The sequence below is a fragment of the Caulobacter sp. UNC358MFTsu5.1 genome (assembly GCF_000712075.1).
Taxonomy (GTDB): domain Bacteria; phylum Pseudomonadota; class Alphaproteobacteria; order Caulobacterales; family Caulobacteraceae; genus Caulobacter.
The window spans coordinates 225,243-250,081 of the sequence record NZ_JONW01000011.1; the positions used below are offsets into that span (position 1 = coordinate 225,243).

Annotated in this window: 20 protein-coding genes and 1 tRNA gene; 14 read left to right on the plus strand and 7 right to left on the minus strand. The window is 70.6% G+C overall.

Going from position 1 to position 24,839, the window contains the following annotated elements:
* Positions 1–14 precede the first annotated feature (14 nt).
* A complete protein-coding gene (locus BR39_RS0122170; protein WP_029916276.1) occupies positions 15–716 on the plus strand; it encodes a hypothetical protein in 702 nt (233 codons plus the stop codon).
* Positions 717–741: 25 nt separating this feature from the next.
* Positions 742–1,998, plus strand: coding sequence for an O-antigen ligase (locus tag BR39_RS0122175; protein ID WP_029916278.1), 1,257 nt, complete (start codon positions 742–744; stop codon positions 1,996–1,998).
* Here the strand turns inward: BR39_RS0122175 and BR39_RS25495 are convergent.
* Positions 1,995–2,444 carry a hypothetical protein gene (locus BR39_RS25495; protein WP_035018864.1) on the minus strand — a complete coding sequence of 150 codons (450 nt, stop codon included), beginning with the start codon at positions 2,442–2,444 and terminating at the stop codon, positions 1,995–1,997. The genes BR39_RS0122175 and BR39_RS25495 overlap by 4 nt on opposite strands.
* Positions 2,445–2,706: 262 nt before the next feature.
* On the opposite strand from BR39_RS25495, the gene BR39_RS0122185 reads away from it, so the two are divergent.
* Complete coding sequence (locus BR39_RS0122185; RefSeq protein ID WP_029916280.1) at positions 2,707–3,060, plus strand: hypothetical protein; 354 nt, start codon at positions 2,707–2,709, stop codon at positions 3,058–3,060.
* An 841-nt stretch (positions 3,061–3,901) separates the two neighbouring features.
* Here BR39_RS0122185 and BR39_RS0122195 read toward each other — a convergent pair.
* Genes BR39_RS0122195 through BR39_RS0122210 form a run of 4 tightly spaced genes read right to left on the minus strand, consistent with a single transcriptional unit; the run spans position 3,902 to position 8,588 of the window.
* Positions 3,902–4,675, minus strand: coding sequence for a polysaccharide deacetylase family protein (locus BR39_RS0122195; protein WP_029916284.1), 774 nt, complete (start codon positions 4,673–4,675; stop codon positions 3,902–3,904).
* Positions 4,675–5,619, minus strand: a complete 945-nt coding sequence (locus BR39_RS0122200) for a glycosyltransferase (protein ID WP_029916287.1) — start codon at positions 5,617–5,619, stop codon at positions 4,675–4,677. The genes BR39_RS0122195 and BR39_RS0122200 overlap by 1 nt, the downstream gene beginning before the upstream one ends.
* Positions 5,616–7,058 carry a lipopolysaccharide biosynthesis protein gene (locus tag BR39_RS0122205; protein ID WP_029916288.1) on the minus strand — a complete coding sequence of 481 codons (1,443 nt, stop codon included), beginning with the start codon at positions 7,056–7,058 and terminating at the stop codon, positions 5,616–5,618. The genes BR39_RS0122200 and BR39_RS0122205 overlap by 4 nt, the downstream gene beginning before the upstream one ends.
* Before the next feature lie 9 nt (positions 7,059–7,067).
* Positions 7,068–8,588, minus strand: a complete 1,521-nt coding sequence (locus BR39_RS0122210) for an exopolysaccharide biosynthesis polyprenyl glycosylphosphotransferase (protein ID WP_029916290.1) — start codon at positions 8,586–8,588, stop codon at positions 7,068–7,070.
* A 132-nt stretch (positions 8,589–8,720) separates the two neighbouring features.
* On the opposite strand from BR39_RS0122210, the gene BR39_RS0122215 reads away from it, so the two are divergent.
* Positions 8,721–8,811, plus strand: a tRNA-Ser gene (locus BR39_RS0122215).
* A gap of 14 nt (positions 8,812–8,825) precedes the next feature.
* On the opposite strand, the gene BR39_RS0122220 is transcribed toward BR39_RS0122215, so the two are convergent.
* Positions 8,826–10,175, minus strand: coding sequence for a sigma-54 dependent transcriptional regulator (locus BR39_RS0122220; protein WP_029916291.1), 1,350 nt, complete (start codon positions 10,173–10,175; stop codon positions 8,826–8,828).
* A complete protein-coding gene (locus BR39_RS0122225; RefSeq protein ID WP_029916293.1) occupies positions 10,176–12,011 on the minus strand; it encodes an ATP-binding protein in 1,836 nt (611 codons plus the stop codon). It lies immediately after the preceding gene.
* A 242-nt stretch (positions 12,012–12,253) separates the two neighbouring features.
* Here BR39_RS0122225 and BR39_RS0122230 point away from each other — a divergent pair, with 242 nt between their 5' ends.
* The 10 genes from BR39_RS0122230 (at position 12,254) to BR39_RS0122275 (ending at position 24,832) form a co-directional block, all read left to right on the plus strand.
* A complete protein-coding gene (locus BR39_RS0122230) occupies positions 12,254–13,579 on the plus strand; it encodes a dicarboxylate/amino acid:cation symporter (protein ID WP_029916295.1) in 1,326 nt (441 codons plus the stop codon).
* Positions 13,580–13,627: 48 nt separating this feature from the next.
* Positions 13,628–16,693, plus strand: a complete 3,066-nt coding sequence (locus BR39_RS0122235; protein WP_051696022.1) for a TonB-dependent receptor domain-containing protein — start codon at positions 13,628–13,630, stop codon at positions 16,691–16,693.
* A gap of 82 nt (positions 16,694–16,775) precedes the next feature.
* Positions 16,776–18,131 (plus strand): hypothetical protein, encoded by a 1,356-nt coding sequence (locus BR39_RS0122240; protein ID WP_051696024.1) that lies wholly within the window; start codon positions 16,776–16,778, stop codon positions 18,129–18,131.
* A gap of 350 nt (positions 18,132–18,481) precedes the next feature.
* The gene (locus BR39_RS0122245) at positions 18,482–19,561 is read left to right on the plus strand and encodes a DegT/DnrJ/EryC1/StrS aminotransferase family protein (protein ID WP_051696026.1); all 1,080 of its coding nucleotides are present in this window, start codon (positions 18,482–18,484) and stop codon (positions 19,559–19,561) included.
* Positions 19,562–20,323, plus strand: a complete 762-nt coding sequence (locus BR39_RS0122250) for an SDR family NAD(P)-dependent oxidoreductase (RefSeq protein ID WP_029916303.1) — start codon at positions 19,562–19,564, stop codon at positions 20,321–20,323. It abuts the gene before it with no gap.
* Positions 20,320–21,372 carry a hypothetical protein gene (locus BR39_RS0122255; protein ID WP_029916306.1) on the plus strand — a complete coding sequence of 351 codons (1,053 nt, stop codon included), beginning with the start codon at positions 20,320–20,322 and terminating at the stop codon, positions 21,370–21,372. The genes BR39_RS0122250 and BR39_RS0122255 overlap by 4 nt, the downstream gene beginning before the upstream one ends.
* Complete coding sequence (locus BR39_RS0122260; protein WP_029916308.1) at positions 21,369–22,286, plus strand: hypothetical protein; 918 nt, start codon at positions 21,369–21,371, stop codon at positions 22,284–22,286. The genes BR39_RS0122255 and BR39_RS0122260 overlap by 4 nt, the downstream gene beginning before the upstream one ends.
* The gene (locus BR39_RS0122265; protein WP_029916309.1) at positions 22,270–22,830 is read left to right on the plus strand and encodes a GNAT family N-acetyltransferase; all 561 of its coding nucleotides are present in this window, start codon (positions 22,270–22,272) and stop codon (positions 22,828–22,830) included. The genes BR39_RS0122260 and BR39_RS0122265 overlap by 17 nt, the downstream gene beginning before the upstream one ends.
* A gap of 5 nt (positions 22,831–22,835) precedes the next feature.
* Positions 22,836–23,768 carry a hypothetical protein gene (locus BR39_RS0122270; protein ID WP_029916311.1) on the plus strand — a complete coding sequence of 311 codons (933 nt, stop codon included), beginning with the start codon at positions 22,836–22,838 and terminating at the stop codon, positions 23,766–23,768.
* Positions 23,765–24,832 carry a class I SAM-dependent methyltransferase gene (locus BR39_RS0122275; protein ID WP_029916312.1) on the plus strand — a complete coding sequence of 356 codons (1,068 nt, stop codon included), beginning with the start codon at positions 23,765–23,767 and terminating at the stop codon, positions 24,830–24,832. Before BR39_RS0122270 ends, BR39_RS0122275 begins: the two co-directional genes overlap by 4 nt.
* The last annotated feature ends 7 nt before the right edge of the window (positions 24,833–24,839 follow it).

Here is a 24,839-nt window from a genome sequence, read left to right on the forward strand (position 1 = left end):
CGGCGATTCGGCGAATGGTGGATTTGAACGTCGAGATGGCGGAGCTGTGGGGGAGCCTTGGCGCCCCCGCGCCCGGCCGCGCGCACGTCATCCAGTTCGTCGCCGCCCGACGCGGGGAGGGGACCTCCACGGCCGCCCGCGAATTCGCCCGCTTCGCCGCCAAGCGGGCCGGCCGCAAGACCTGGCTGATCGACCTGGACCTGGTCACCTCGCCGCAATACCAGGCCATCGCCGCCGATCCCGAACGCTACGGCCAGCTGGGCGGGGGCGCGCCGGCCTCGCCCGACGGCTCGGCCTTCTTCACCGTCCAGCCGCCGGCCCCCAAGCCGGGCGGCGGGGTGTGGCCCGACGCCAAGTACCTGACCGCCCACAGCGTCGGCGGGCCGCGCTTCTGGGTGACCCGCTTCAACCGCGAGGCCCTGCGCGGCCGCCAGAAGGTGCACATCCTGCCCGGCGTCGAGTACTGGGCCGCGCTGCGCCGCCACGCCGAGATCATCGTCGTCGACAGCCCGTCGGCCGACCGCTCCCAGGCCGCCCTGACCCTGGCCCAGCACATGGACCAGACGGTGCTGGTGGTCAGCGCCCAGCAGCCCGACGTGCGGCCGCCGGGCCTGCTGCGCGACGCCCTGGCCTCGTCGGGCGGCCGCACGGCCGGCGTGTTCTTCAACCAGGCCTCGGTCCAGCCGCCGAAGTTCCTGAAGGCCATCCTGCCTTGAGGTTTTCTCCCTCCGGGAGAGGGGCTTGACCTCGTACGGAGCGGCCAGCGCCGCGCCGACCCGGCTGACCTTCGTCCAGATGGCGCTGTGGGCGCTGCCCGTCCTGGCCCTGCTGATCTACAGCGGCGGGTGGGAGCTGCCCCTGGTGGGCGAGAGCGCCGACGCGGCCGGTTCGGCCCTGCTGCGGGTGGGCTACCTGCCGGCCTATGCCGCCGGCTTCGCCCTGATCGCCCTGCGGCCCGGCTCGACCTTCCGGACCCTGATCCGCCAGCCGTTCCTGATCGTCCTGCTGCTGGTGGTGGCCGCCTCGGTGTTCTGGTCGGTGAACCCGGACCAGACGGCCCGCCGCGGCTTCGCCCTGGTCTGCACCACCCTGGGCGGGATCGCCCTGGCGGCCCGGTTCCGCTGGCCGCAACTGGCCGAGGTGGTGGGGGCGGCCTTCGCGGTGCTGATCGTCGCCTGTTTCGTGGTCTGCCTGGCGGTCCCGCGCATCGGGATCATGACCGAGCTCTTCCCCGGCGCCTGGCGCGGCCTGTGGCGCGAGAAGAACGGCCTGGGCGGCAACATGGCCTTCGGCTTCTGCATCCTGTCGGCCGCGGCCCTGCTGAACCCGCAGCGCGCTCGCCTGTGGTGGACCTTCGCCGGGCTGGCCCTGGTGCTGGTGCTGATGTCCACCTCCAAGACCTCGCTGGTGTCGCTGATGCTGGGCGTGGCGGCGATCGGCTTCGTCTGGATCGCCCAGCGGGGACCGGCCCTGGGCGCGGCGGCCACCTGGACGAGCGTCACGGGCGTGGTGCTGCTGGGGGCCTTCATCCTGTTCGCCTCGGACGTCTTCTTCGCCATCCTGGGCAAGGACGCCACCCTGACCGGCCGCACCAAGATCTGGGCGGCGGTGATGCGCGAGATCGAGGACCGGCCGTGGCTGGGCTACGGCTACCAGGCGGTGTGGGGCGACAAGTCCGGCTGGGGGCCGTTCGCCTGGATCAGCAAGAACGCCGGCTTCCAGGCCCAGCACGCCCACAACAGCTGGCTGGAGCAATGGCTGGGCCTGGGCCTGCTGGGCCTGGTCGCCTGGGGTCTGTTCTACCTGCAGGCCATGACCCTGGCGGTGATCGCCGTCTTCCGCGACCGGGGCGCGCTGCTCGCCTTCCCGTTCCTGGTCGTCTACAGCCTGGTGGCCCTGACCGAGAGCATCGCCCTGATCTACAACGACTTCCGCTGGGTGCTGTTCGTCGCCTTCGCGGCCAAGCTGGCCTTCCCGGACCGCGAGATCAGGGCCTAGGCGCCCGCCGGAAACAGTTCGCGGCAGATCGCGTCGCCCAGGGCGTCCGACAACACCATTTCCGGATCGCGCACCGCGGCCAGCACGCCGTCGTCGGCGGCCTCCACGTGCAGGCGCGTCAGATCGACGACGCTCTTGTCGCGTCCGAGCCGGACCTTGACCTGGGCGTCGAGGAAGTTGGTCGTGTTGGCGCGCAGATCGCCCGGCTGGCGGATGTTGAGGCGCTCGATCCTGATGTCGAGCCGCAGGTCCTTGCCCGCCGCGCAGGCGGCGAGGCGTTCGTCCACCGACCCGCGCAGCGTCGCCACGAAGTCCTCGGTCGGCGGCTTGCCCCAGCGCCAGCCGGTGTTGAGGCTCACGTCGCGCACCCACGCGCCGGGCGCGGCCTGGGCGCCGCCGGCGTCGAACAGCAGGACGGCGGCGAGGGCGAGCGGCAGGCGGGTCATGGGGCGAACTTCCGGAGGGCTTTCAACGGTCCCGCTTGTTTAAGGCGACGCCAGATGAACCGCGCATGAGCGGGTCGCCTACGATGTCGACGAGCTCATCACGCGGCGCCTGGAAATCGAACAGGTTGGGCGACGGTCGCTCGCCGTACGGCGCCCAAGGCTTGGCGAACCCCAAAGGCGGGGGATTCATCGAACGATCGTGCGCGTCGCATGCCTCGTACGGGCATCGGACGCCGCCGCCCCGATCTTGGAAGAGGTAGTCATGCGTTCCATTCGTCATCTCGCCGCCGTCGCGACCGTGACCTTCGTGGTCGGCGGCGCGGGCGCGACCCTGGCCCAGTCGGCGCCGCCGGCGCCGCCGCCCGCCGAGGCGTCCGCCGCCGGCCCGGCCCTGACCATCGACACGCCGCTCGAGGTGGTCACGGCCACCCCCAAGGGCAAGGCGGTGCTGGACGCCGACATCCCCGGCCTGACCGACCATCCGCTGTACGACAAGTTCAAGAGCGACAGCCTGCGGGCCTTGGCGCCGAAGTTCGGCGGGGCGATCTCGGACAAGGACCTGGCCAAGGTCCAGGCCGACCTGGCGGCGCTGTCGACAGGCACCTCGTCGCGTTAGGTGGGGACTGCCCTTGGGCGTGTCCCTGTTTCGGCCTTTCCCTCCCCCTTGCGGGGAGGGTGGCCCGCGTAGCGGGTCGGGTGGGGGATCGGTGCAGGGTGTCGGCCGGGGCTTGTTTGCAGGGTCAGCAAACCCCACCCGACCCTGGCTCCGCCAGGGCCACCCTCCCCACAAGGGGGAGGGAAGGGCCGTCTATCCTCGGCGGATAGCGAACAGACTTCAGCGTTTTCAACGCCCTGAACTTTTTCGACCGAACTTATCCTCACCCTTCCAGGCGCCCGTATCCTGATCCCACCTGAAAGCACGGGAAGGGCGTCCGGCCGGCGACCGAACGGCTCTCAGGGGTGGACGAGCGGGAAGCGCTCGCCGGTGGTCTTGAGTGACGCCTTCGCGGCGGTCCTGGGCAGGTTCTTCTGTGAAGACGAAGCCCAGGCGGCGGGGGATCGGCGGACGCAACAGGCCCGGGCTGAAATCGCCCAGGCGGTCCGGGGTGCGGCCAGCACCCCGCCCGTCGGGGGCCTCCATCGGAGCCGGTTAAAAATCCGCGACCCGAAGGCTTCCGGATAACGGCTCCACGCGAAGCGCTCGGACTTCGTCGAAACGGTATTCAAAACTGCAAATCATCCGGGCGAGGCCCGGGCGCTTCGCACCCTTCCCACCCGCTCACTGCCATTTGGCGTGAGATTACACCCCCTTGCCCCCACCTGACCGCTACGCGGTCTGTCCGCCCCCGTAGGGGGCGGAGCCTTGCGCGCCGAGCTCTTCCCCCTCCGGGGGAAGACGACCGCGAAGCGGTCCGTAGGGGGCAAGTGTTCGCCGCATCAGGCCGGAAGAAAGGACCTCAAGCGCCGATCCGCCGCGCGCCCTCGGCCACCGTCACCACGTCGAACCCCGCCGTCAGCGCCCCGTCGACCAGCCGCTCCAGGGCCGCCGTCGTGCAGCCCCACTGCGAGGGCTCGGGCGAGACGTCGTGGGTGTAGAGGATCAGCCAGGCCTTGCGGCGATGGGCCTTGTCCAGCCAGTCGAGGGCGACCTGTTCGCCGTCCGCGCCTTCGATGCCGACGGCCGGGGCCTGGTTGAGGTCTGCGCCAGTCGCGATCAGGCCGTGGTGCAGGGCCCGCAAGGTCCTGAACCGGCCGGCCAGGGCCGTCTTGGCCGGGGCGGCCACGTCGCCGTAGGGATAGGCGAAGTTGCTGGGCTCGCCCGCACCCCATTCGGCCAGATGCCGGGCGTTGAGGTCGACATCGGCCAGGGTCTCGGCTTGCGAGGCCTGGCCGCAGTCCAGGTGCGAGAAGGTGTGGCAGGCGATCTCGTGGCCGGCGGCGTGCAGGCGGGCGGCGTCTTCGCCCGTCGCGAAACGGCCCATCGGCCCCTCGCGCCCGGTCAGGCCGGCGGCGAAATAGTAGGTGCCGCGCAGGCCGCGCGCCTCCAGGATCCGGGCTCCGGCCTCGCAGGCGGTGGCCGGCGCGTCGTCGAAGCTGAACGACACCATCGGCCGCTCCAGCTTCACCCGGGCCGGGCGGCGATGGGCCAGGCGGATCAGCCGGCGGCGGACCTTGCCCTTCAGGCTGCGGTCCGGCTCGTAGGCGTCGACCTTTTCAAAAGAAGTCTGCATCAGACGGCGTCCGAATAAAGGGCGGCGCGATAGAGCCGCAGGGCGAAGGCGCGGAGCGGGACGGGGGCCGCCTCGTTGAGGGCGACGGCCTTGATCAGCGGCCGCCAGGCCCGGCGCAGCGGCGCGGCCTTCAGGGCCTTGGCCGCCTTGTAGCTGGGATAGGCGCTGACCGCCTCGCGATGGGCGGCGACCACCCGGGCGAAGTTGGCGGCCGACTGCTCGTACTTGGCCGCCAGCGTCGCGGCGGTGTCGAGGCCCAGATGGGTGGCGGAGTTGTCGATGTGCAGGATCGGATAGAAGCGGGCCACGCGCAGGGCCCATTCGACGTCCTCCCAGCCCCAGCCGGCGAAGCGCTCGTCGAAGGCCACGATCTCGAACACGTCGCGGCGGACCAGCAGGTTGGACGTGAAGACGTGCTTGGCCGGCTCGCGGGCCCGTTCCGGCGCCGGCGTGCAGTCGCTCTTCAGCGCCATGGCCCGGTGCAGCTCGTGCTCGGGACGGCGCGGGGTCTGGTCCAGGGTGAAGCCGCCGAACGCCACGGGCGCGTCGTCGGCCGCCACGGCCGCCCAGCGGGTCAGGAAGTCCTTGGGGTCGGGCAGCATGTCGCTGTCCAGGAACAGCAGGTGACGGCCCCGGGCGTGGTCGGCCAGGCGGTTGCGGCCCTTGGCGCGGCCCTCGTTGCGCGACAGCACGACCAGGCGGGCGGGCAGCTTCAGCTTCTCGATCCGGCCGGCCATGCGCTTGGTCAGGGCCGCGTCGCCGCCGCCGTCGTCCAGCAGCACGATCTCGGCGTCGGCCCCACGCTCGTCCAGCGCCGTCAGCAGGGCGCTGGGGTCGTCGCGATAGGTGGGGATCAGCACCGACAGGCGCGGGGCCGCCCCCTTCTGGTCCCGAGATGCCCAGGCGGCGTTGTCGGTCAGGGTCTCGGTGGCGGGCTGGGTCATGCGGCCTTCAAACGGCGCTGGAGGATGTCCGCGATCCGGCCGCGCAGGCCGCCCGCGTCGAGGGCCAGGACGACCACGCCATAGACGACGGCGCCGACGGACGCCTTGAGGATCAGTTCGACCACGCCGCCGAAGGCCGGCACGGCCAGGACGGCGAGCGCCATCAGGGCGCAGGCCAGGCCGGACTTGGCCAGGGTGGTCCACGGCACGGGCAGGGGACAGGCGCGGCGACCCAGGATCGCGGCGGCCACGGCCCCGACGCCGTAGCTGGCGGCGGTCGACCACAGGGCCCCGTCCAGGCCGAAGCGCGGGATCAGCAGCAGGTTCAGGATCACGTTGGCGCCGGCCGGGACGGCCATGCAGGCGATCAGCATCATCGTGCGCTTGGCCAGGGTGAAGGCCTGCAGCAGGTAGTAGGTGGTCACGCCCGACAGCCAGCCGGCCACGGCGATCCACGGCACGACCCGACCGGCTCCGACGCTCAGCTCGGGCCCGACCATCACCTGGGCCAGGGACCGGCCGACCAGGGCCAGGCCGACGGCGGCGGGCAGGGTCAGCAGCACCATGAAGCCCGCCTGCTCGTGGGCGGCGTCCTTCAGCGAGGCGTGGCCGCCGCGCTCCAGCGCCGCGACCAGGGCGGGGCCGCCCGCCATGCCCAGCCAGATGAAGACGACGTCCAGGGTGCGCGAGCCCAGGGAATAGCCGGCGTGGTAGACGCCCACGGCCTGTTCGTTGAGGAAGGCGGCCAGCAGGAAGCGGTCGGTGGTCGACAGCACCAGGGCCAGGATCAGCGACAGGGCCACCGGCAGGCCGTAGGCGGCGTAGGCCCTGGCCATGGCCGGGTCATAGCGCCCGCCTCTGGCGCGGTTCAGGTCGGCGGGCAGCACGAACACCAGGCACAGCAGCGAGATCGCGCCCATGCCCAGGATCGGCGCGGCGCCGCCCAGGCCGACCAGGGCCAGCACCAGGCCCAGGGCGAAGCCGCCGACGGTCTGGACGATGTCGAGAAGGGCCGCGCCGGACACCTCGCCGGCCGCGCGGCGGCGCTCCTGCGACAGCTTGGTCAGGCTCTTGACCACCACGGCGGCCATGGACGCGGCGACCGCGACCTTCAGCGGCGCGGCCAGGGGGGCGAACTTGAGGACCGCCACGGCGGCGATCGGCACGACCAGGGCCAAGCCGAACCACAGGCGGTAGAGCGTCGCGAAGTGGTCGGGCAGCCGGCCGTCGGCGTCCTGGCGGGCGTGGAAGCGGGCCATGGCGGCCTCGGTCCAAGTGAGCAGGATCGTCTGGGTCAGGCTCAGCGCCGAGAAGGCCAGGGCGTAGACGCCGTACTGCTCGGGGGTCAGGACGCGCGTGAACAGGACGATGGTGAGCAGACCCACCACGCCCTGGGCGATGTTGACCGGCAGATATCCGAGTACGCCACGCCAGAACATGTTTCGTCCTCAGCGCACCGCCGACCGGTCCCCCAGCAGGCAGGGGATGGTCATGGCGATGATGTAGAGGTCCAGCCAGAACGACTGGCGCTCGATGTATTCGACGTCCAGGGCGACGCGCTCCTGCACCAGCTCGGCCGTATCGACCGGGCCGCGCGAGCCGTTGATGGCCGCCCAGCCGGTGACGCCGGGCTTCATGCGGTGGCGGTGGGCGTAGCGGGCGACCAGCTTCTCGGACTCCACGTCGCCGCTCTTCATGCCGATGGCGTGGGGGCGGGGGCCGACCATCGACATCTCGCCGCGCAGCACGTTGAACAGCTGGGGCAGCTCGTCGAGGCTGGTCTTGCGGATGAACTTGCCGACCTTGGTGACGCGGTCGTCGTCGACGGTGACCTGGCGGGCGGCCTTGGCGTCGGCGGCCTCGTGGCGCATCGAGCGGAACTTCCAGACCAGGATCGCCTCGTTGTTGAAGCCGTGGCGGCGCTGGCGGAAGAAGACGGGGCCGGGGCTGTCCAGCTTGATGGCCAGGGCGACCAGCAGCATGACCGGCGCGGCGGCCAGCAGGCCCAGCGATCCGATCACCAGGTCCTGCATGCGCTTGACCAGGGCGCGGCGCGCGTCGGTGGTGGCGCCCGACAGGTCGACGAAGTGGGCCAGGGAGGCGTTGCGCCGCTCCTCGCGGTTGAGGTCGACGAACAGGCTGACCGGATTGGGCAGGACTTCCAGCCGCTCGACCAGCTGGCCGACGCGGGCCTGGGCGGTGGAGGTCACCGCGATGATCACCCGATCGACATAGGGCATGATGCGGTGGCCGATCAGGGCGTTGGTGTCGCCCAGCACCGGCACGCCCAGCACCTGGGGCGGGGCACGGTCGGCGCGGTCGTCGAAGACGCCCAGCACGTTGACGTCGCCGGTCGCCAGGGCGCCGCGGATGAAGCGTTCGGCGTTGACCGTCGCGCCCACCACCACGACGTTCGGGGTCAGGCGGCCGTCGCGGCGGCCGTGGTCGACCGCGCGCCACCAGGCGACGTGCAGGACGGCGGTGGCCAGGGCCAGGGCGCCGCCCCAGCCGGCCAGCAGGGCGGCGTCGATCCGGCCGTGTCCGAAGATCAGGACGCCCAGCAGCACCACCAGGCCGACCACGCCGAACGCGGCCGACACCCGCAGGGCCTGGCGGCCCAGGGTCTCGCGGCGATGGAAGGTGTAGGCCTCCAGCAGGTAGAGGGCGGGCAGCAGGGCCAGGGCGCCCAGCACCAGCGGGGCGAAGACATCGGGCGAGGGGCGCGCGATCGAGACGGCGGCGGCGGTGACGCCCGCGAAGACCAGGCCGTCGACCACACGGAACATCCGCGACAGGCCGCGCACCTGCATCCGGGCCCGGGCCGGGACCAGGCGTCCGGGCCGGAAGGGACCCCGGCGACCGACGCCTTCGGCCGCTTCGTCCTCTATGACGAGTCGCGACGTGTCGGGCTGAACGTCGCGCAGGACGACGTCTTCACCTTCCGGCGGATGAGCGATAGCGGTCGACATGAAGCCCCGAGCCCTTTGTAGAACAGGGTTCACACTAGCCGCGCGGTCTGAGCTTCACGTTAACGCGGATTTTTCGCGACGGCGCGTTGTCATGCCGCCGCGAACAGGCTATCGAACCGCTCCCTCTCAGGAGGAGACGTGGCCGAGAGGCTGAAGGCACCGCTTTGCTAAAGCGGCATACCTCAAAAGGGTATCGAGGGTTCGAATCCCTCCGTCTCCGCCATCCCTACAAATCGATCACTGGGCCACGCCCTTCTTTCGGAACCGGGCCAGGTTCACGCCGTGCCGCTCGACCTTGTCGTAGAAGGTCTTGCGCGGAACCTTGAGGAGCTCGAGGGCCGTGCGGACGTCGCCTCCGCAGGCGGCGAGCGTTTCCTCGATCAGATGCGCCTCGTAGGCCGCGATGCGCTCGGGTAGGGGCTGCAAGGCCCGCGGAATGGCGTCGCCGGCGTCGGCCATGCCGAGGGCGACCCGCTGGGCGTAGTGGCTCAGCTCACGCACGTTGCCCGGCCAGTCGTGGTTCAGCAGCCGCCAGCGGACGACGTCGTTCATGGCGGGCGGCGGGCGGCCCAGCCGCTCGCAGGCGCGGGCCAGGAAATGGGCGAACAACAGCGGGGCATCCTCGCGGCGCTCTCGAAGCGGCGGGATGCGTATCCGCACGACGTCCAGGCGATGGAACAGGTCCTGCCGGAACGCGCCGCTGGCCGCCGCCTCGATCAAGGCCGGCTTGGCGGCGGCCACCACCCGGATGTCCAGGGTGTGGACGCGGTTGGAGCCCAGCGGCACGATCTCGCGCTCCTCCAGCACGCGCAGGAACTTGCCCTGGGCGTCGGGCGTCAGGGTTTCGATCTCGTCGAGGAACAGGGTGCCGCGATCGGCCTGCTGGATGCGGCCGACCCTCTGGCGCATCGCGCCGTTGAAGGCGCCTAGCTCGTGGCCGAACAGCTCGCTTTCCAGGGTCGAGGCCGGCAGGGCCGCGCAGTCGACGGCGACGAATTCGCGGTCGCGCCGCCGGCCCCAGTTGTGCAGGGCGCGGGCCGCCAGTTCCTTGCCGACCCCGGTCTCGCCCTCCAGCAGGACGTCGACATCGGCGCTGGCCAGTTGGCGCAAGGTCGACCGCAGCCGCTCCATCACCTGGGTCTGGCCGATCAGCGGCCAGTCCGATTGCGCCGCCTCGGCCTGGGTCCGCAGATGGCGGTTCTCCAGCACCAGGCGGCGTTTCTCGAGCGCGCGGCGCACGCTGCTGACCAGGCGTTCAGGGGCGTAGGGCTTGGGCAGGAAGTCGTAGACGCCGTCGTGCATGGCCTCCACCGCCTCGGCGACGTCGGCGTGGCCGGTGATCAGGATCACCGGCAGGTCGGCGTCCTGGTCCTTCAGCCGCCGGAACAGTTGGCGGCCGTCCATGTTGGGCATGCGGATGTCGCTGATCACCACGCCGGGGAAGCCGTCGGGCAGGGCGGCCAGGGCGTCTTCGGCCGAGCCGAAGGCCAGCACGTCCAGCCCCGCCAACTGCAAGGTCTGGACATTGGCGCCGCGCAGGGCGTCGTCGTCGTCGATGAAGGCGACCTGGTTGACGGAAATCTGCATCTAACGCGCCTTGGACAAGGAGATGACGAACCGCGCTCCGGTCGGGGCCGGCTCCAGGGCCAATTCGCCGCCGAACTCGGCGACGATGTCGCGGCTGATGACCAGGCCCAGGCCCAGGCCTCGCGGCTTGGTGGTGGCGAAGGGTGTGAACAGGGTCTTGGCGGCTTGCGGCGCCAGGCCCGGACCGTTGTCGGCGATGGCGATCCGGATCTGCGAGCGGCGCGACGTCACCTGGACGGCGATCTCCGGATCGGCGGTCCCTTCCAAGGCCTCCAGGGCGTTCTGCAGCAGGTTGACCAGCACCTGCTCCAGCCGGAACCGCTCGGCCATGACCAGGGCCTCCTCGTCGGCCTCGCGGCGGACGACGCGGACGCCGGTCTGGCGCAGCCGGGGGCCGACCAGCAGCAGGGCGCCGTCGACCGCCTCGCGCACGGCGACGGGCGCGGCCGGGGCGCTGGTCTTGCGGGCGAAGGCGCGCAGTTCGTCGGTGATCAGGCCGATGCGATCGGTCAGGCCCGCGATCAGGCCCAGATTGTTCTTGGCGGTGTCGGAGTCGGCGCGGTCCAGGAAGATCGACGCGTTGTCGGCATAGGCGCGGATCGCGGCGACGGGCTGGTTGATCTCGTGCGCCACCCCGGCGGCGATCTGGCCCAGCGTCGCCAGCTTGTTGGACTGCACCAGTTCGTCACGCATCAGGTGGACGTGGGCCTCGGCCCGCCGCCGCTCTTCCATCTCGACGGTCAGGCGACGGTTGGACCGCCGCAGCTCGGCGGTGCGCTCCTCGACCCGGGCCTCCAGCTCGGCGCGGGCGGCCTCCTGGCGCGCGGCGCGCAGGCTGGCCTGGCCACGCCACCGCAGCACGGCGCCGGCCACGCCGCAGATCGCCAGGCCGACCAGCAGGGCCACGGCGCGCGCGCCGGCCACCGCGCCGCTGAGGATCGAACCGGTCGGCGTAAGGGTGAAGACCGTCCAGCCCGACGCGCCCAGGTCGGCGCTGGCCGCCATGTAGTGGGCGGCGGGCTGGCCCGGCAGGGCGGTCGTCGTCAGGCGCGGCGGCCGCGCGGCGACCACGGCGGGGCGCACGTCCAGCAGGGTGAAGGGCGCTTCGCCGAACCGGTGCTCGGCCCGCAGGCGCTGCTGTTCGGAGCGGGGCAGGGGCGTCAGGGTCGAGAAGCGCCAGGCGGGGATCGAGGTGACCAGGATCACGCCCCGCGGGTCGGCGGCGAAGGCCGGCTCCGCCGAGGACCAGTCGGCCTCCAGCGCCTCGAACTCGACCTTGACCACGACCACGCCGAGCATGCCGTCCGGGCCGTCGATCCGCCGCGACATGAACAGGCCCGGCCGACGGCTGACCGTGCCCAGGGCGAACAGCTCGGCGACGCCGGCCGACCGCGCGTCGCGGAAATAGGGCCGGAAGCTGTAGTCTGAGCCGACGAAGCTGGTGGGTTCGCGCCAGTTGCTGGCGGCGATGGTCATGCCCTTGGCGTTCAGGACATAGATCACGGCGGCGCGGGTGCCGCCGCTGAGGGTTTCCAGTTTGCGGTTCAGGGCGTCGATCCCTCGCGCATCCGCCGCCCGCAGGACTTGGGCGACGTCCGGGTCCTGGGCCAGGACGAAGGGCAGGGACCGGTGCTTGGCCAGCTCGCTGCGCAGCACCGCCGCGTGCAGGGCGGCCGAGGCCTGGGCCTGGCGGGCCAGCTCGGCGGTCGCGCGACGCTCGGCGACCTCGCCGGCGATCCACAGGGCCGCGCCGAGCACGACGGCGCAGACACCGAAGAAAACGGCCCAGCGACGGACGATCGGGTCGGCCGGATTCGGCATGGCGGGTCTGTTCATCGGCGGCGTTTCGGCAGAATGTGCGGATTTTCGCACAAATCGCCAAATCCTGAGCGAAAATTCGCCGCCCGAGGGGCCGCCGCGACCAGGGTGCTTCCAGGAAACATCAATAAAAACAACCGATAGAAGCTTCAGCTTGGCGTGCTTGCGCCGCTTCTCCGCAACAAGGATCGTCTAACCAAGCGTCTTCGCAAAGGGACGCGGGATGGAAACACGGCCGCACGGCCGGCCAAGAGGCGCCAGTGAAGACGATCACCCCGACCGCCCCCGCGCGGCCCAAGCCGTTTTACCGGCACCTGTACTTCCAGGTGCTGGTGGCGATCGTGGCGGGCGCGACCATCGGCCATTTCTGGCCTGGGTTGGGCGAAAGCCTCAAGCCGCTGGGCGACGGCTTCATCAAGCTGGTGAAGATGATCATCGCGCCGGTGATCTTCCTGACCGTGGTGACCGGCATCGCGGGCATGCGCGACCTGGACAAGGTCGGCCGCGTGGCCCTGAAGGCCTTCATCTATTTCCTGGTGTTCTCGACCCTGGCCCTGATCGTCGGCATGGTCGTCGCCAACGTCGTCCATCCGGGCGCGGGCATGAACATCGATCCGGCCACGCTCAACACGTCCAAGATCGCGACCTACGAGGCCAAGGCCCACGACCAGACGATCGTCGGCTTCCTGCTGCACATCATCCCGGACACCGTGGTCAGCGCCTTCGCCGAGGGCGAGATCCTGCAGGTGCTGTTCTTCTCGATTCTGTTCGGCCTGTCCCTGGCCATGGTCGGTGATCGCGGCCAGCCGGTGCTGACCGTCCTGGAATCCACCGCCGACGCCTTCTTCCGCCTGGTCCACGTGCTGATGAAGGCCGCGCCGATCGGGGCGTTCGGAGCCTTCGCCTTCACGATCGGCAAGTACGGCATCGGCTCGATCGCCAACCTGGCCGCGCTGGTCGCGACCTTCTACCTGACCTCGCTGTTCTTCGTGGTTGTGATCCTGGGCCTCGTGGCCAAGGTCAACGGCTTCTCGATCTTCAAGCTGATCCGCTATCTGAAGGCCGAGCTGCTGCTGGTGCTGGGCACCAGCTCGTCCGAGGCGGCGCTGCCCAGCCTGATCGAGAAGCTGGAGAAGGCCGGTTGCCCGAAGTCCGTCGTCGGGTTGGTCGTGCCACTGGGCTATTCGTTCAATCTGGACGGCACCAACATCTACATGACCCTGGCGGCGCTGTTCATCGCCCAGGCCACCGGCGTGCACCTGTCGCTGGGCGACCAGGCGCTGCTGCTGGGCGTGGCCATGCTGAGCTCCAAGGGCGCGGCGGGCGTGACCGGCGCGGGCTTCATCACCCTGGCCGCCACCCTGTCTGTGGTGCCCTCGGTGCCGGTCGCCGGCATGGCCCTGATCCTGGGCGTGGACCGCTTCATGTCCGAATGCCGGGCCCTGACCAACTTCACCGGCAACGCCGTCGCCACCATCGTCGTCTCACGCTGGGAGAAGGGGCTCGACGCCGCCCAACTGGAGGCGGCCCTCAATCCCGACCCGGCCGCCCCGGAAATCCTGGCGGCCAGCGAGGCCCGGCCCTAGGCCGACTTTCAACCAGAACCATCAAAACAAGAAAATCGGGGAGCTCTCATGACCACCGCCAACATCCGCCAAAGGCTCATCTGCGGGACCGCCTTCGCCGGCCTGCTGCTGGCCGGCACCGCCCACGCCCAGCAGGCGCCCGCCGACGACGTCACCAAGGTCGAGGAAGTCGTCGTGGTCGGCAGCCAGATCAAGGGCGCCAAGACCACGGCGGCCCTGCCGGTCACGGTGATGGACAACAACCAGATCGCCGCCACCGGCGCGGTTTCGGGCGACGACCTGTTCCGCTCGATCCCGCAGATGGGCGACGTCTTCATCAATCCCAGCAACAGCCCGCAAACCAGCAACTCCACGCGCGGCGACGTCAACTCGATCAACCTGCGCAGCCTGGGCGTGGGCAACACCCTGGTGCTGTTGAACGGCCGCCGTCTGGTCAACCACCCGACCAGCCAGTCGTCGGGCACCGTGCCGCTGCTGGGCTACAACGCCAACGCCATCCCGACCTCGAACCTGGAGCGGCTGGAAGTGCTGCGCGACGGCGCGGCCGCGATCTACGGCGCCGACGCCGTGGCCGGCGTGGTCAACACCGTGCTGCAGACCGACTTCGACGGCCTGACCATGGACGCCCAGTACGGCTGGGCCGAAGGCACGCACCGCAAGGAATACACCAGCAACATTTTCGCCGGCCGCAACTTCGCGGACGGACGCGGCAACGTCTCGATCAACGCCAACTTCACCGAGCGTACGGCCCAGCGGCCCAGCGACCGACCCTACACCGCGACCCAGGACCTGCGGCCGCTGTTCGACAACGATCCGCGCTACACCGACAGCGCCACGCCCGACAACCGCGGCAACCAGAACTCGTTCTCCAACATCACCGTGCTGAACGCCGGCGGCGTCGTCCGCCAGGGCACGACGGCCCTGACCACGGCGGCGGGGGCCACCCACGTCCAGCCCAACACCATCGCCGGCTGCGCCGCCCAGCTGGGCAACGGGCTGTGCCTGGGCACGGGCAACCTGGCCACCGGCAGCACGGCCAACTTCCTGCGCTACAACGCGCCCCAGAACGACGCCACGACGATCGCGCCGAAGATCAGCCGCCAGAACGTCTTCCTCAACGGCCACTACGACATCACCGACACCCTGACCGCCTATGGCGAGGTGGGCCTCTATCACGCCGAGTCCGAGGGCCTGACCACCCAGGGCACCAGCCTGGTGGCGATCGGGGTGCCGGCCAGCAACTACTACAACCCCTTCGGCATGGCCGTGTTCGCCAACGGCACGGTCAATCCCAACCGCCTGCCCAACCTGACCAACGTGCCGGCCGCCGGCCGCGCGGTGACCTTCACCAACTACCGCTTCAACGACCTGGGCCCGAACAAGGTCGAGGTCGAGAACTACCAGACCCGCTTCCTGGGCGGGTTGAAGGGCGAGGCGTTCGGCTGGAATTGGGACTCGGCGCTGCTGTATTCCAAGGCCGACGCCAAGGACGAATCCGACGGCATCGACAGCGCCAAGCTGGCCGCCCAACTGGCCCTTTCGACCCCCGACGCCTACAACCCCTTCAACGGCGGGTGCCTGGACGGGGAGGGCGGCCGCGACTGCACGCCCAGCTCCAAGGCGGCGACCGACGCCATCCGCTTCCGCCTGAAGCGCCACTCGACCACCACCCTGACCCTGGCCGACTTCAAGGTCTCTAAGCCCGACCTGCTGACCATCTGGTCCGGCCCGGTGGGCGTCGCCGCCGGCGTCGAGTTCCGGCACGAGACTCAGCAGGACCGCCGCGACCCGCAGCTTGACGGCCGCACGCCCTTCACCGACCCGGTGACCGGCGCGACCAGCAACAGCAACGTCACGGGTGTCAACGACACGCCCAGCACCAAGGGCTCGCGCGACGTCGGCTCGGCCTTCATCGAGTTCGCCCTGCCGCTGGTCTCGCCGGAGATGAACGTGCCCCTGGTGCGCGCCATCGACGTCCAGCTGGCCGGCCGTTTCGAGAACTACAGCGACTTCGGATCGGTGGCGAAACCCAAGATCGCCTTCGCCTGGGACCTGGTCGACGGCGTGCGGGTGCGGGGTTCGTGGCAGCAGGGCTTCCGGGCTCCGAACCTGGAGACCACCAACCCGTTCAGCTATTCGCGGACCAACAGCGTCACCGACTACTACCGCTGCGAAGCCGACCTTCGCGCCGGCCGCATCGCCACCTTCGGGGCTTGCAGCCGCGGCGTCGGGATCCGCTTCACGACCGCGGGCAATCCGGACCTGAAGGCCGAGGAGAGCGAAAGCTATTCGGTCGGCCTGGTCCTGCAGCCCCGGTTCATCCCCGAGCAGTTCGGCGACTTCACGATCACCGTCGACCGCTGGCAGATCGAGCAGGACGGCATCGTCGGCACGCTGGGTTCGACCAACATCGCCGTCCAGGACTACCTGGAGCGCATGACCGGCTCGAGCAATCCGAACGTGATCCGCGCCGCGCCCAACGCCGACGACGTGGCGTTCTTCGCCGGCACCGGCCTGGCGCCGGTGGGCCAGATCACCGAGATCCGCGACCAGTTCAAGAACCTGCAGCCGCAGACGGTCAGCGGCGTCGACATCGGCGTGAACTGGGCGCTGCGCACCGAGGACTACGGTCGCTTCACGGTCAATATCGACGCGACCTACATGGACAAGTTCTCGCAGGACCTCGCCCCGCCCATCCAGGAGTTGTTCGACGCCCGCGCGGCCGGCACGATCAACCCGGCCACGCCGCTGACCGATCCCGGCGACCTGCTGCGCAAGAACGGCAAGCCGGAATGGAAGGGCACGGGCACGCTGACCTGGCGCAAGGACAACGTCCAGATCGGCGCCTCGGTGATCTACACCGGCTCGGTGCTGGACACCGACTTCCTGGCCGCCGACGGCACGCCCTACACCGTCAAGTCGCTGACCACGGCCAACCTCTATGTCCAGTATCGGATCGAGGACAAGAAGAGCCCGCTGGACGATACGCGCCTGCGCGTCGGCGCCCGCAACATCTTCGACAAGGATCCGCCCCTGTCGTCGAGCGGCTACATCGGCTCGCTCTACAACCCCTATGCCCGCTACTGGTACGTCAACGTCAGCAAGTCGTTCTGATGTCGGCCGGGCCCCGGCGCTTCCTCCCCCCCTGGGCGCCGGGGCCGCTTCCTTGTTCGATACGCTTCAAAGAGACACCGCCATGGGTTCGCCGCTTCGCCGTGTTTGGATGGGTTTCGCGGCCCTGGGGCTGATGGCGTCCGGAGGCTGCGCGCATGCCCAGGCCCCGGCCGCCAAGGTCCCCGCGGGAACCCAGGCGGCCAAGGATTGCCCCGACTTCCTGCCGGCGCAGACCCGCTGCTTCGCCGGCCAGGACGCCAACGGCGCCTACTATTGGATCGTCATCCCGAAGGCCTGGAACGGCGCGCTGGTGGTGCACACCCACGGCGGGCCGCGGCTGAAGGCGCCCAAGCCCGACGACGCCCTGGAGGACCTGGAGCGGTTCTCGGTGACCGTGAAAGAGGGCTTCGCCTGGGCCGGGTCGAACTATCGCCGCGCGGGCTACGGCGTGCGCAGCGCGGCCGAGGACAGCGACACCCTGCGCCAGATCTTCTGGGACCAGTTCGGGCGTCCCAAGCGCACGATCCTGCACGGCCAGTCCTGGGGCGGCAATGTCGCGGCCAAGACGGCCGAGCTGTACGGGCAGCGGGCCGACGGCAAGCCGGTCTATGACGGCGTCATCCTGACCAGCGGCGTGCTGGGCGGCGGCACGCGATCATACGACTTCCGCGCCGACCTGCGGGCCGTCTACCAGTACTATTGCCAGAACCATCCCCGGCCCGACGAGCCGGCCTATCCGCTCTGGCAGGGCCAGCCGGTCGGCTCGACCCTGACCAACAAGCAGCTGGACGAACGCCTCGAGGCCTGCACCGGCGTCAACCTGCCCAAGGCCCAGCGCACGGCGGTCCAGCAGCGCAATCTCGACAACATCCTGGCGGTGGTCCGCATTCCGGAACGGACGCTGGACAGCCACCTGGGTTGGGCGACCTTCACCTTCGCCGACATGGTCAACAAGCGCCTGGACGGCCACAACCCGTTCGGCAATGTCGGCGTCGTCTATGCGGGCTCCGACGACGACGCCGCGCTCAACAAGGGCGTGGCGCGGTTCGCGGCCGATCCGGAAGGCGTGCGCCGCCTGGCCTTCGACGCCGATCTCAGCGGCAAGCTGACGGTCCCGACCCTGACGATGCACGCCATCGACGACCCCACCGCCTTCGTCGAGCTGGAGCAGGTGTTCCACGACACCGTCGCCAAGGCCGGCGCCGGCGACCTGCTGGTCCAGTCGTTCACCGACGAGCACGAGCACAGCAAGCTGGCCACGCCCGAATACGCCGCGCTGCTGAGGGCGATGAGCGCCTGGATCGAGCAGGGCGAAAAACCTTCGCCGGCTTCGCTGGCGGCAAGCTGTCAGCAGGCCGTGGCGATCTACGGTGAGGCCTGCCACTTCCGCATCGACTACCAGGTTCGACCGCTCGCCGAGCGCAGCTATCCCCGCTGAACCTTCGACCTGCGCCAACGGGAGTGCGGCGCGACCGTCATCGCGGCCATTTGTCCCATTCGGACGGACGATGCGGGACGGGTGAACGCCCCGGCGACGATGGTCTCCGGGCGATATTCCCGTCAATTCAGGATGTTACGCAGTCTTCCTAGCCGGAAACCGGTCACCCCCTCCGTACGGATTGGCCGACCTCGCCGGCCCGCGCCCGCCCCCGAGCTCCGGAAACGACACCGCCCCCTAACGCGCCGTTAACCATGTTGGTGTTGGCATCGCCGGACGTCGGAGGAATTCTTTTGCTCGTCCATAAAGCAACGACCCATGCTGGGCCGGCCGTCCTGGCGACCGTGCCGGTGGCCCGTCCCCGCCTGCCTTCAGCCGAAGCGATTTTTCCGTACCTGCAGCGGATCGACACCGCGCGCTGGTATTCGAACTTCGGGCCGCTGCTGTCGGAGTTCGAAGCGCGCCTGGCCGCACGATTCCCGGCGGGCGCCGAGGTGGTGACGGTCGCCAACGCCACGCAGGTCCTGATCCTGACGCTGAAGGCCATGGAGTTGCCGGCGGGCGGGTATGTCGCCATCCCGGCCTGGACGTTCGTGGCCACCGCCCACGCCGTGATCCAGGCGGGCCTGCGCCCCTGGTTCGTCGATGTCGATCCCGACACCTGGATGATGGCCCCCGACGCGATCGAGAGCCTGCCGGCGGCCGTGCGCGACGATCTGGCCGCGGTGATCCCGGTCTGCGCCTTCGGCGCCCTCGGCGACCTCGGCGCCTGGCGCCGGTTCCGCGACGAGACCGGCGTCCCGGTCCTGCTGGACGCGGCGGCCGCCTTCGACGCCCTACGCGACGCCGACCTGCCGGCGGTGGTCAGCCTGCACGCCACCAAGGCGCTGGGCCTGGGCGAGGGCGGTTTCCTGGTCACCGACGACCACGACCTGGCCCTGAGCGTGCGCCAGCTGTCGACCTTCGGCTTCCAAGGCAGCCGCGAGAGCCAGGTCCCGGCCACCAACGCCAAGCTTTCCGAATACGCCGCGGCCGTGGGCCTCGCCGCCCTCGATTCCTGGGAAGCGGACCGCCTGCAGTTCGCCCGCGCCGCCCAGCACCTGCGCATAAGCCTCATCGACCAGCCGAAGGTTCGGTTCCAGCCCGGCTGGGGCTCGGAATGGGTGACCAGCGTCTGCAACGTCCGCGTCCCGGACGGCTCCGCGCCCGCCGTCGCGGCGGCGCTCCAGGCCGAGGGCGTGGAGACCCGCCAGTGGTGGGGCCGTGGGTGCCACATCAGCCCGGCCTTCGCCGACTGCGGCCGCGGCGACCTTCGCCACACCGATCGCCTCGGCGCGTCGGTCGTGGGCCTGCCCTTCGCCATCGACCTCAGCGTGCCGGAGATCCGCCGCATCGCCGCCGCCCTGGGCCGCGCCCTGGCCGAGGCCTAGATGTCGAGCCTGGAGGGCCGCGTCGTCCTGGTCACCGGCGCCGCCGGCGACGTGGGTCAGGCCTGCGCCGACCTGTTCCTGCACCGTGGGGCGCGGGTCGTCATGAGCGACCGCACGCCTCCGCCGGAGCGTTTCCTGGCCCGGCCGGAGGTCGCCTTCCAGGCCGCCGACGTCACGGACCGCGCCGCCGTGGACGCGACGGTGCGGGTCGCCGTGGAGCGCTTCGGCCGTCTCGACGCGGCGGTCCTGGCCGCCGGGATCGAGGGGCCGGTCGCGCCGATCGAGGAGATCGACGGCGACGCCTTCGACCAGGTCATGGCGGTCAATGTGAAGGGCTGTCTCCACGGGATGCAGGCCTGCCTGCGGGTGATGAAGCCCCAGGGCGCGGGCAGCATCGTGGCCCTGTCCTCCATCTCCGGCGTGGTCGGCGGCCCAAACCTGGCAGCCTACACGGCCAGCAAGCACGCGGTGATCGGCCTGGTCCGCTCGGCCGCCCTCGAAGCCGGTCCCCACGGCGTGCGGATCAACGCGGTGTGCCCCGGTCCCATCGCCTCGAACATGATGCGGCGTCTCGACGAGGCGCTCTCCGCCCGCGACCCGACCCGCGCCGCGGGGCGGCCGGACGCCTCCAAGTCGCTGCCGCTGCAGAAGTACGTCTCGGTCGAGGAGGTGGCCCAGATGGCCGCCTTCCTGTGCGGCGACGAGTCGGGGTCCTGTCACGGGGGAACCTACCTCGTCGACGGCGGATACACCGCCCGGTGACCGCCGCCGGCGCCCCGGTCGAGCCGTCCTCCCGGCCGATCGGCGGGTTCTTCGAGCGCCATCGCGCCGACGGGGATGTCGGGGCGCCGAGCCTGCTCGCCGCGTGGACCGGAGGGCGTCCCCACGGCGCTTTCGTCAATTCCCGCTCCGCCTTCTCGGCCCTGGCGCGGACCTGGCCCACGGCCTCGATCTGGCTGCCCGCCTTCGTCTGCGGCGATCTCCTGGACCCCGCCCTGGCGGCCCGGACGCGTTTCTATCCCGTGTTGGAGGGCTTCACCCCCGACGTGGCGGTGATCGAGGCCGGAGCCCGGCCCGGCGACCTCGTCGTGTTCGTCGCCTCTTTCGGCCTGCCGATCGGGCCGGAGGCGCGCGCCTTCGCCGCCCGGCGTCCGGACCTGCGGATCGCCGAGGACCGCGCCCAGGCCCTGGACGCGGGAGCGCCGATCCCCGGCGCTTGGCTGCTGTTCAGTCCCCGCAAGCTGCTGGGCGTGGCCGATGGCGGCCTGCTGGCGGCGCCCGACGCGGCCCGGAGCCCGCCCCAGCCGACGACGGCCGCGGACGCGGAGGCCCTGTGGCGCGCGCCGCGGCTGCGCGCCGCCGATCCGGAGGGGCGGAACAACGCCGCCTGGCATCTCGCCAACCAGGCCAAGGAAGCGGCCATGACCGTCGGCGACCAGGCCATGACCGCCGAGAGCCTGGCGATCCTGGGCGAGGTTTCGCTGGAAAGCCTGGCGGCGCCGCGCCGCGCCAACTGGGCCGTCCTCGATCGCGGACTGCGCGCCTGGTCGGCGCTGCCCGCCGATCCGGGCGCGCCGCCGCTGGGCTACGTCCTGCGCCTCGAGCCGGAACAGCGCGACCGGCTGCTGGCCGGCCTGCACGCCCGTCGTGTGTTCGCCGCCGTGCATTGGCCGCGGATCGCCGCGCCGGCCGAGGCCTTCCCCCGCGAGGCGGCCTGGACGCGCGAACTGGTCACCCTGCCGTGCGATCATCGCTACGACGCGGCGACGATGGAACGAATCGCCGAACTGGCGAACGATCTGCTGCGATGACCCATCCCTACGCCCGCGAGGACTACGCCGCCACGCTCGGCCACATCGGGCGACCCGTCGCCGTGCCCGAGTGGGACACATGGGTGCTGGCGCGGGCCACGCCCTGCGGGACACGCGAGGACGCGATCGGGCCCTATCCGCTCACCATCCTGGCGGACCAGGCCGATCTCGCCGGCGGCCTGGCGCGGCTGAAGGCGGAAGGCCTGGTCTCGGCGGTGCTGGTGGTGGAGGGCCGTCTGGGGCCGCCGACTTCGGTGCTGGAGGCCGCCTTCGACTTCGCCCGCCCGTTCAAGTCGCATCAGATCCTCGACCGCGACCTGGGGCCGTTCGCCTACGCCAAGCATCATCGCTACGAGATCAAGCGCGCCCACGGGCGGGTGACGGCGAAGGAGATCGCCCTGGGCGACCACCTGCCGGCGTGGCGGGCGCTCTATGGCGAGCTGGTCGCCCGGCACGGCCTTTCCGGCACGCATGTCTTCCCGCCCGAACACTACGCCCTGCTGGCCGCCCTGCCCGGGGTGCGGACCTTCGCGGCCTTCATCGAGGACCGGATGGTCTCGGCCCATGTGTTCGTCACCCATGAGGGGCACGCCATCAGCCACCTCGCCGCGTCCACGCCCGAGGGCTACGCCGCCGGCGCGGCCTACGCCGTCAACGACATGGCGTCGCGGAGCCTGGACGACTGCCGGGTGATCAATTTCGCCGGCGGGGCGGGGGTGAACGACAATCCCGACGACGGATTGGTCCGGTTCAAGAGGGGGTTCGCGAACACGGTCGCGCCCGCACGCCTGTGCGGCGCGGTGCTCGACGCGGACGCTTATCGGGCCTTGAGCGCCGACAGGGTGGACAGCGGCTTCTTCCCTGCCTACCGGGGACATCGCAAGGTGGAGCAGGTCAATGAACATCAAGGGTAAGATCGTCACGTTGCGCGCCATCGAGGAGGCGGACCTGCCGACCCTGCATCGGTGGGGCAACGATCCCGACCTGTGGTCGATGCTGGGCGGGTGGCACTTCCCCACCTCGCTGCGCCAGACCCAGCAATGGTTCGAGCGGCTGGCCGGCGATCCCCTGAACCAGCGCTTCGCGATCGAGGTCCCCGGCGACGGGCTGGTCGGGACGGCCAACCTCGTGGACATCGACTGGAAGAACAAGAACGCCTTCCACGGCATGATGATCGGCGATCCGAACATGCGCGGCCGGGGCGTCGGGGTGGACGTGATCATGGCCACCATGCGTTACGCCTTCGACGAGCTGGGCCTGCGCCGGCTGGACGGGTCGATGATCGCCTACAACGAGGCCTCGACCGGGGTCTATTGCGGCAAGTGCGGCTGGAAGGAAGAGGGCCGTCAGCGTGACTGGTACTTCCGGGGCGGCCGCTTCTGGGACCGGATCATGGTGGGCGTGACCAGCGACGACTACCGGGCCCTGCTGGCCGCCAAAGACTATTGGCAGGGGTAGGTCGCGTGGCGGACTGGAAACAACTCGGCGCGATCTTCGTCCCCAACGGCGAGCTCGACTGGTCCAAGACCCACGCCCAGGCCCCGGCGGCCCTGCTGATGGGCGACCGCATCCGCGTCTATTACGGCGCCCGCGACGCCGACAACCGCAGCCGCACCAGCTTCTTCGAGTGCGACCGCGCCGATCCCACCCGTGTGCTGTACGTCCACGACCAGCCCGTTCTGGGCCTGGGCAAGCCGGGGACCCATGACGAGGACGGGGCCATCGGCAGCCAGGCGATGATGGTCGGCGACGAGATGTGGCTCTACTACGGCGGCGTCAGCCGCGGCGGCAATGTGCCGTATCGCATGTCGGTGGGCCTGGCGCGCAGCCGCGACGGGGGCCTGACCTTCGAGCGCGCCTTCGAGGGGCCGGTCGTCGACCGCACGCCCCATGAGCCCTACATGACCATGGCCCCCAACATCCTGATCGAGAACGGGGCCTGGACCATGTGGTACGGCTCGGGCACCGGCTGGGTCGAGATCGACGGCAAGTTCGAGCCGACCTACCAGATCAAGCTGGCCCGCTCGGACGACGGCCTGACCTGGCGACAGCTGAACCACGCCTGCATCCCCAAGCTCGATCCGCTGGAAGCCAACACCCGGCCCTCGGTCCTGCGCACGGGCGACGGCTACGAGATGTGGTTCTCGTACCGCAACAGCATCGGCTATCGCGACGGGACGGGCTCTTACCGCATCGGCCACGCCACCTCGACCGACGGCGTGGAGTGGGCCCGCCAGCCGGATCCGGAGGGGCTGAAGCCGACCGGCGAAGGCTGGAACAGCGCCACGATGTCGTATCCCAGCGTGGTCGTCGCCGACGGCCGCAAGATCATGTTCCACAACGGCGACGGCTTCGGCCAGACCGGCGTCGGCTGTTCCGTCCTGGAGGACGCATGACCATCCTCGTCTTCCCCTCGGCCCTCGAGGCGGCCGCCAAGTTCGCCCGCGAAGCCCACCAGTGGGGTCGCCGCGTCGTCGGGGCCTCGTCGCTGGAGCAGGACCCCAACGCCGGCGCCTTCGACGCCTGGGGGCGGCTGCCGTTCATCGGCGCGCCCGACTTCTTCGACGCCCTGGCGGCCCTGGTCGCCCGCGAAGGGGTCACCGACGTCTTCACGCCGCACGCCGCCACCTTCCACCTGTTCGAACAGGCCCTGCCGGAGCGCCTGCCGGGCGTGCGGCTGATGGGGCCGGGTCCCTTCAAGCGCCAGATGGACCGCGTGAGCGCCGCCCTGGCCGACGGTCGGGCGGGCCTGGAGACCATCGCGGCCATCGCCGGCGCCCCCTCGTCGCTGCCGGCCGAACTGGTGGGCGGGATCCTGGCCCAGGCCGAGACCATCCACGGCGAATGCTCGCGCGAGAAGATCCTGGCGATCTGCGGCGTCGTGCCCCTGGCGCCCAAGGGCGACATCGTCGAGATCGGCGCCCTGTTCGGCAAGAGCAGCTACGTCTTCAACCGCGTGGGCACCTATTGCGGCGTGGGCGCGACCCTGTGCGTCGATCCGTGGGACCTGGGCCTGTCGGTCCAGACCGACGCCCCGGTGCTGATCCAGGAGGCCTCCGGCGGCTGGGACTGGAACCTCGTCCGCACGGGCTTCCTGCTGGCTATGCTGGGCTGCTCGGCGGGCGACTTCAACTACCTGCCCATGACCTCGGCCGACGCCCATCGGCGCTATGTCGAGGATCGCGCGGTGACCTCGCCCGAGTTCGGATCGACGACCCTGGCCGGGTCGATCGCCGTGCTGCACCTGGACGGCAACCACGACGAGGCGGCCGTGGCCGAGGACTTCGCGCTGTGGAGCCCCCTGGTGGCGCCCGACGGCTGGGTGATCTTCGACGACTACCACTGGCCGCACGGCGACGGGCCGCGCAAGGTCGCCGACCGGGCCATCGCCGCCTACGGCTCGCGCGTCCAGCGCCACTTCGTGGCCGGCGGCGCGATGTTCGTCCACCTGAAGCCGTAGGGCGGGA

What these genes read in the sequence shown, in the direction of transcription:
- BR39_RS0122170 (WP_029916276.1), top strand. Translation starts at nt 15, where the DNA reads ATGGTGGATTTGAACGTCGAGATGGCGGAGCTGTGGGGGAGCCTTGGC.
- BR39_RS25495 (WP_035018864.1), bottom strand. Translation starts at nt 2,444, where the DNA reads ATGACCCGCCTGCCGCTCGCCCTCGCCGCCGTCCTGCTGTTCGACGCC.
- BR39_RS0122185 (WP_029916280.1), top strand. Translation starts at nt 2,707, where the DNA reads ATGCGTTCCATTCGTCATCTCGCCGCCGTCGCGACCGTGACCTTCGTG.
- BR39_RS0122195 (WP_029916284.1), bottom strand. Translation starts at nt 4,675, where the DNA reads ATGCAGACTTCTTTTGAAAAGGTCGACGCCTACGAGCCGGACCGCAGC.
- BR39_RS0122200 (WP_029916287.1), bottom strand. Translation starts at nt 5,619, where the DNA reads ATGACCCAGCCCGCCACCGAGACCCTGACCGACAACGCCGCCTGGGCA.
- BR39_RS0122205 (WP_029916288.1), bottom strand. Translation starts at nt 7,058, where the DNA reads ATGTTCTGGCGTGGCGTACTCGGATATCTGCCGGTCAACATCGCCCAG.
- BR39_RS0122210 (WP_029916290.1), bottom strand. Translation starts at nt 8,588, where the DNA reads ATGTCGACCGCTATCGCTCATCCGCCGGAAGGTGAAGACGTCGTCCTG.
- BR39_RS0122220 (WP_029916291.1), bottom strand. Translation starts at nt 10,175, where the DNA reads ATGCAGATTTCCGTCAACCAGGTCGCCTTCATCGACGACGACGACGCC.
- BR39_RS0122225 (WP_029916293.1), bottom strand. Translation starts at nt 12,011, where the DNA reads ATGAACAGACCCGCCATGCCGAATCCGGCCGACCCGATCGTCCGTCGC.
- BR39_RS0122235 (WP_051696022.1), top strand. Translation starts at nt 13,628, where the DNA reads ATGACCACCGCCAACATCCGCCAAAGGCTCATCTGCGGGACCGCCTTC.
- BR39_RS0122240 (WP_051696024.1), top strand. Translation starts at nt 16,776, where the DNA reads ATGGGTTCGCCGCTTCGCCGTGTTTGGATGGGTTTCGCGGCCCTGGGG.
- BR39_RS0122250 (WP_029916303.1), top strand. Translation starts at nt 19,562, where the DNA reads ATGTCGAGCCTGGAGGGCCGCGTCGTCCTGGTCACCGGCGCCGCCGGC.
- BR39_RS0122260 (WP_029916308.1), top strand. Translation starts at nt 21,369, where the DNA reads ATGACCCATCCCTACGCCCGCGAGGACTACGCCGCCACGCTCGGCCAC.
- BR39_RS0122265 (WP_029916309.1), top strand. Translation starts at nt 22,270, where the DNA reads ATGAACATCAAGGGTAAGATCGTCACGTTGCGCGCCATCGAGGAGGCG.
- BR39_RS0122275 (WP_029916312.1), top strand. Translation starts at nt 23,765, where the DNA reads ATGACCATCCTCGTCTTCCCCTCGGCCCTCGAGGCGGCCGCCAAGTTC.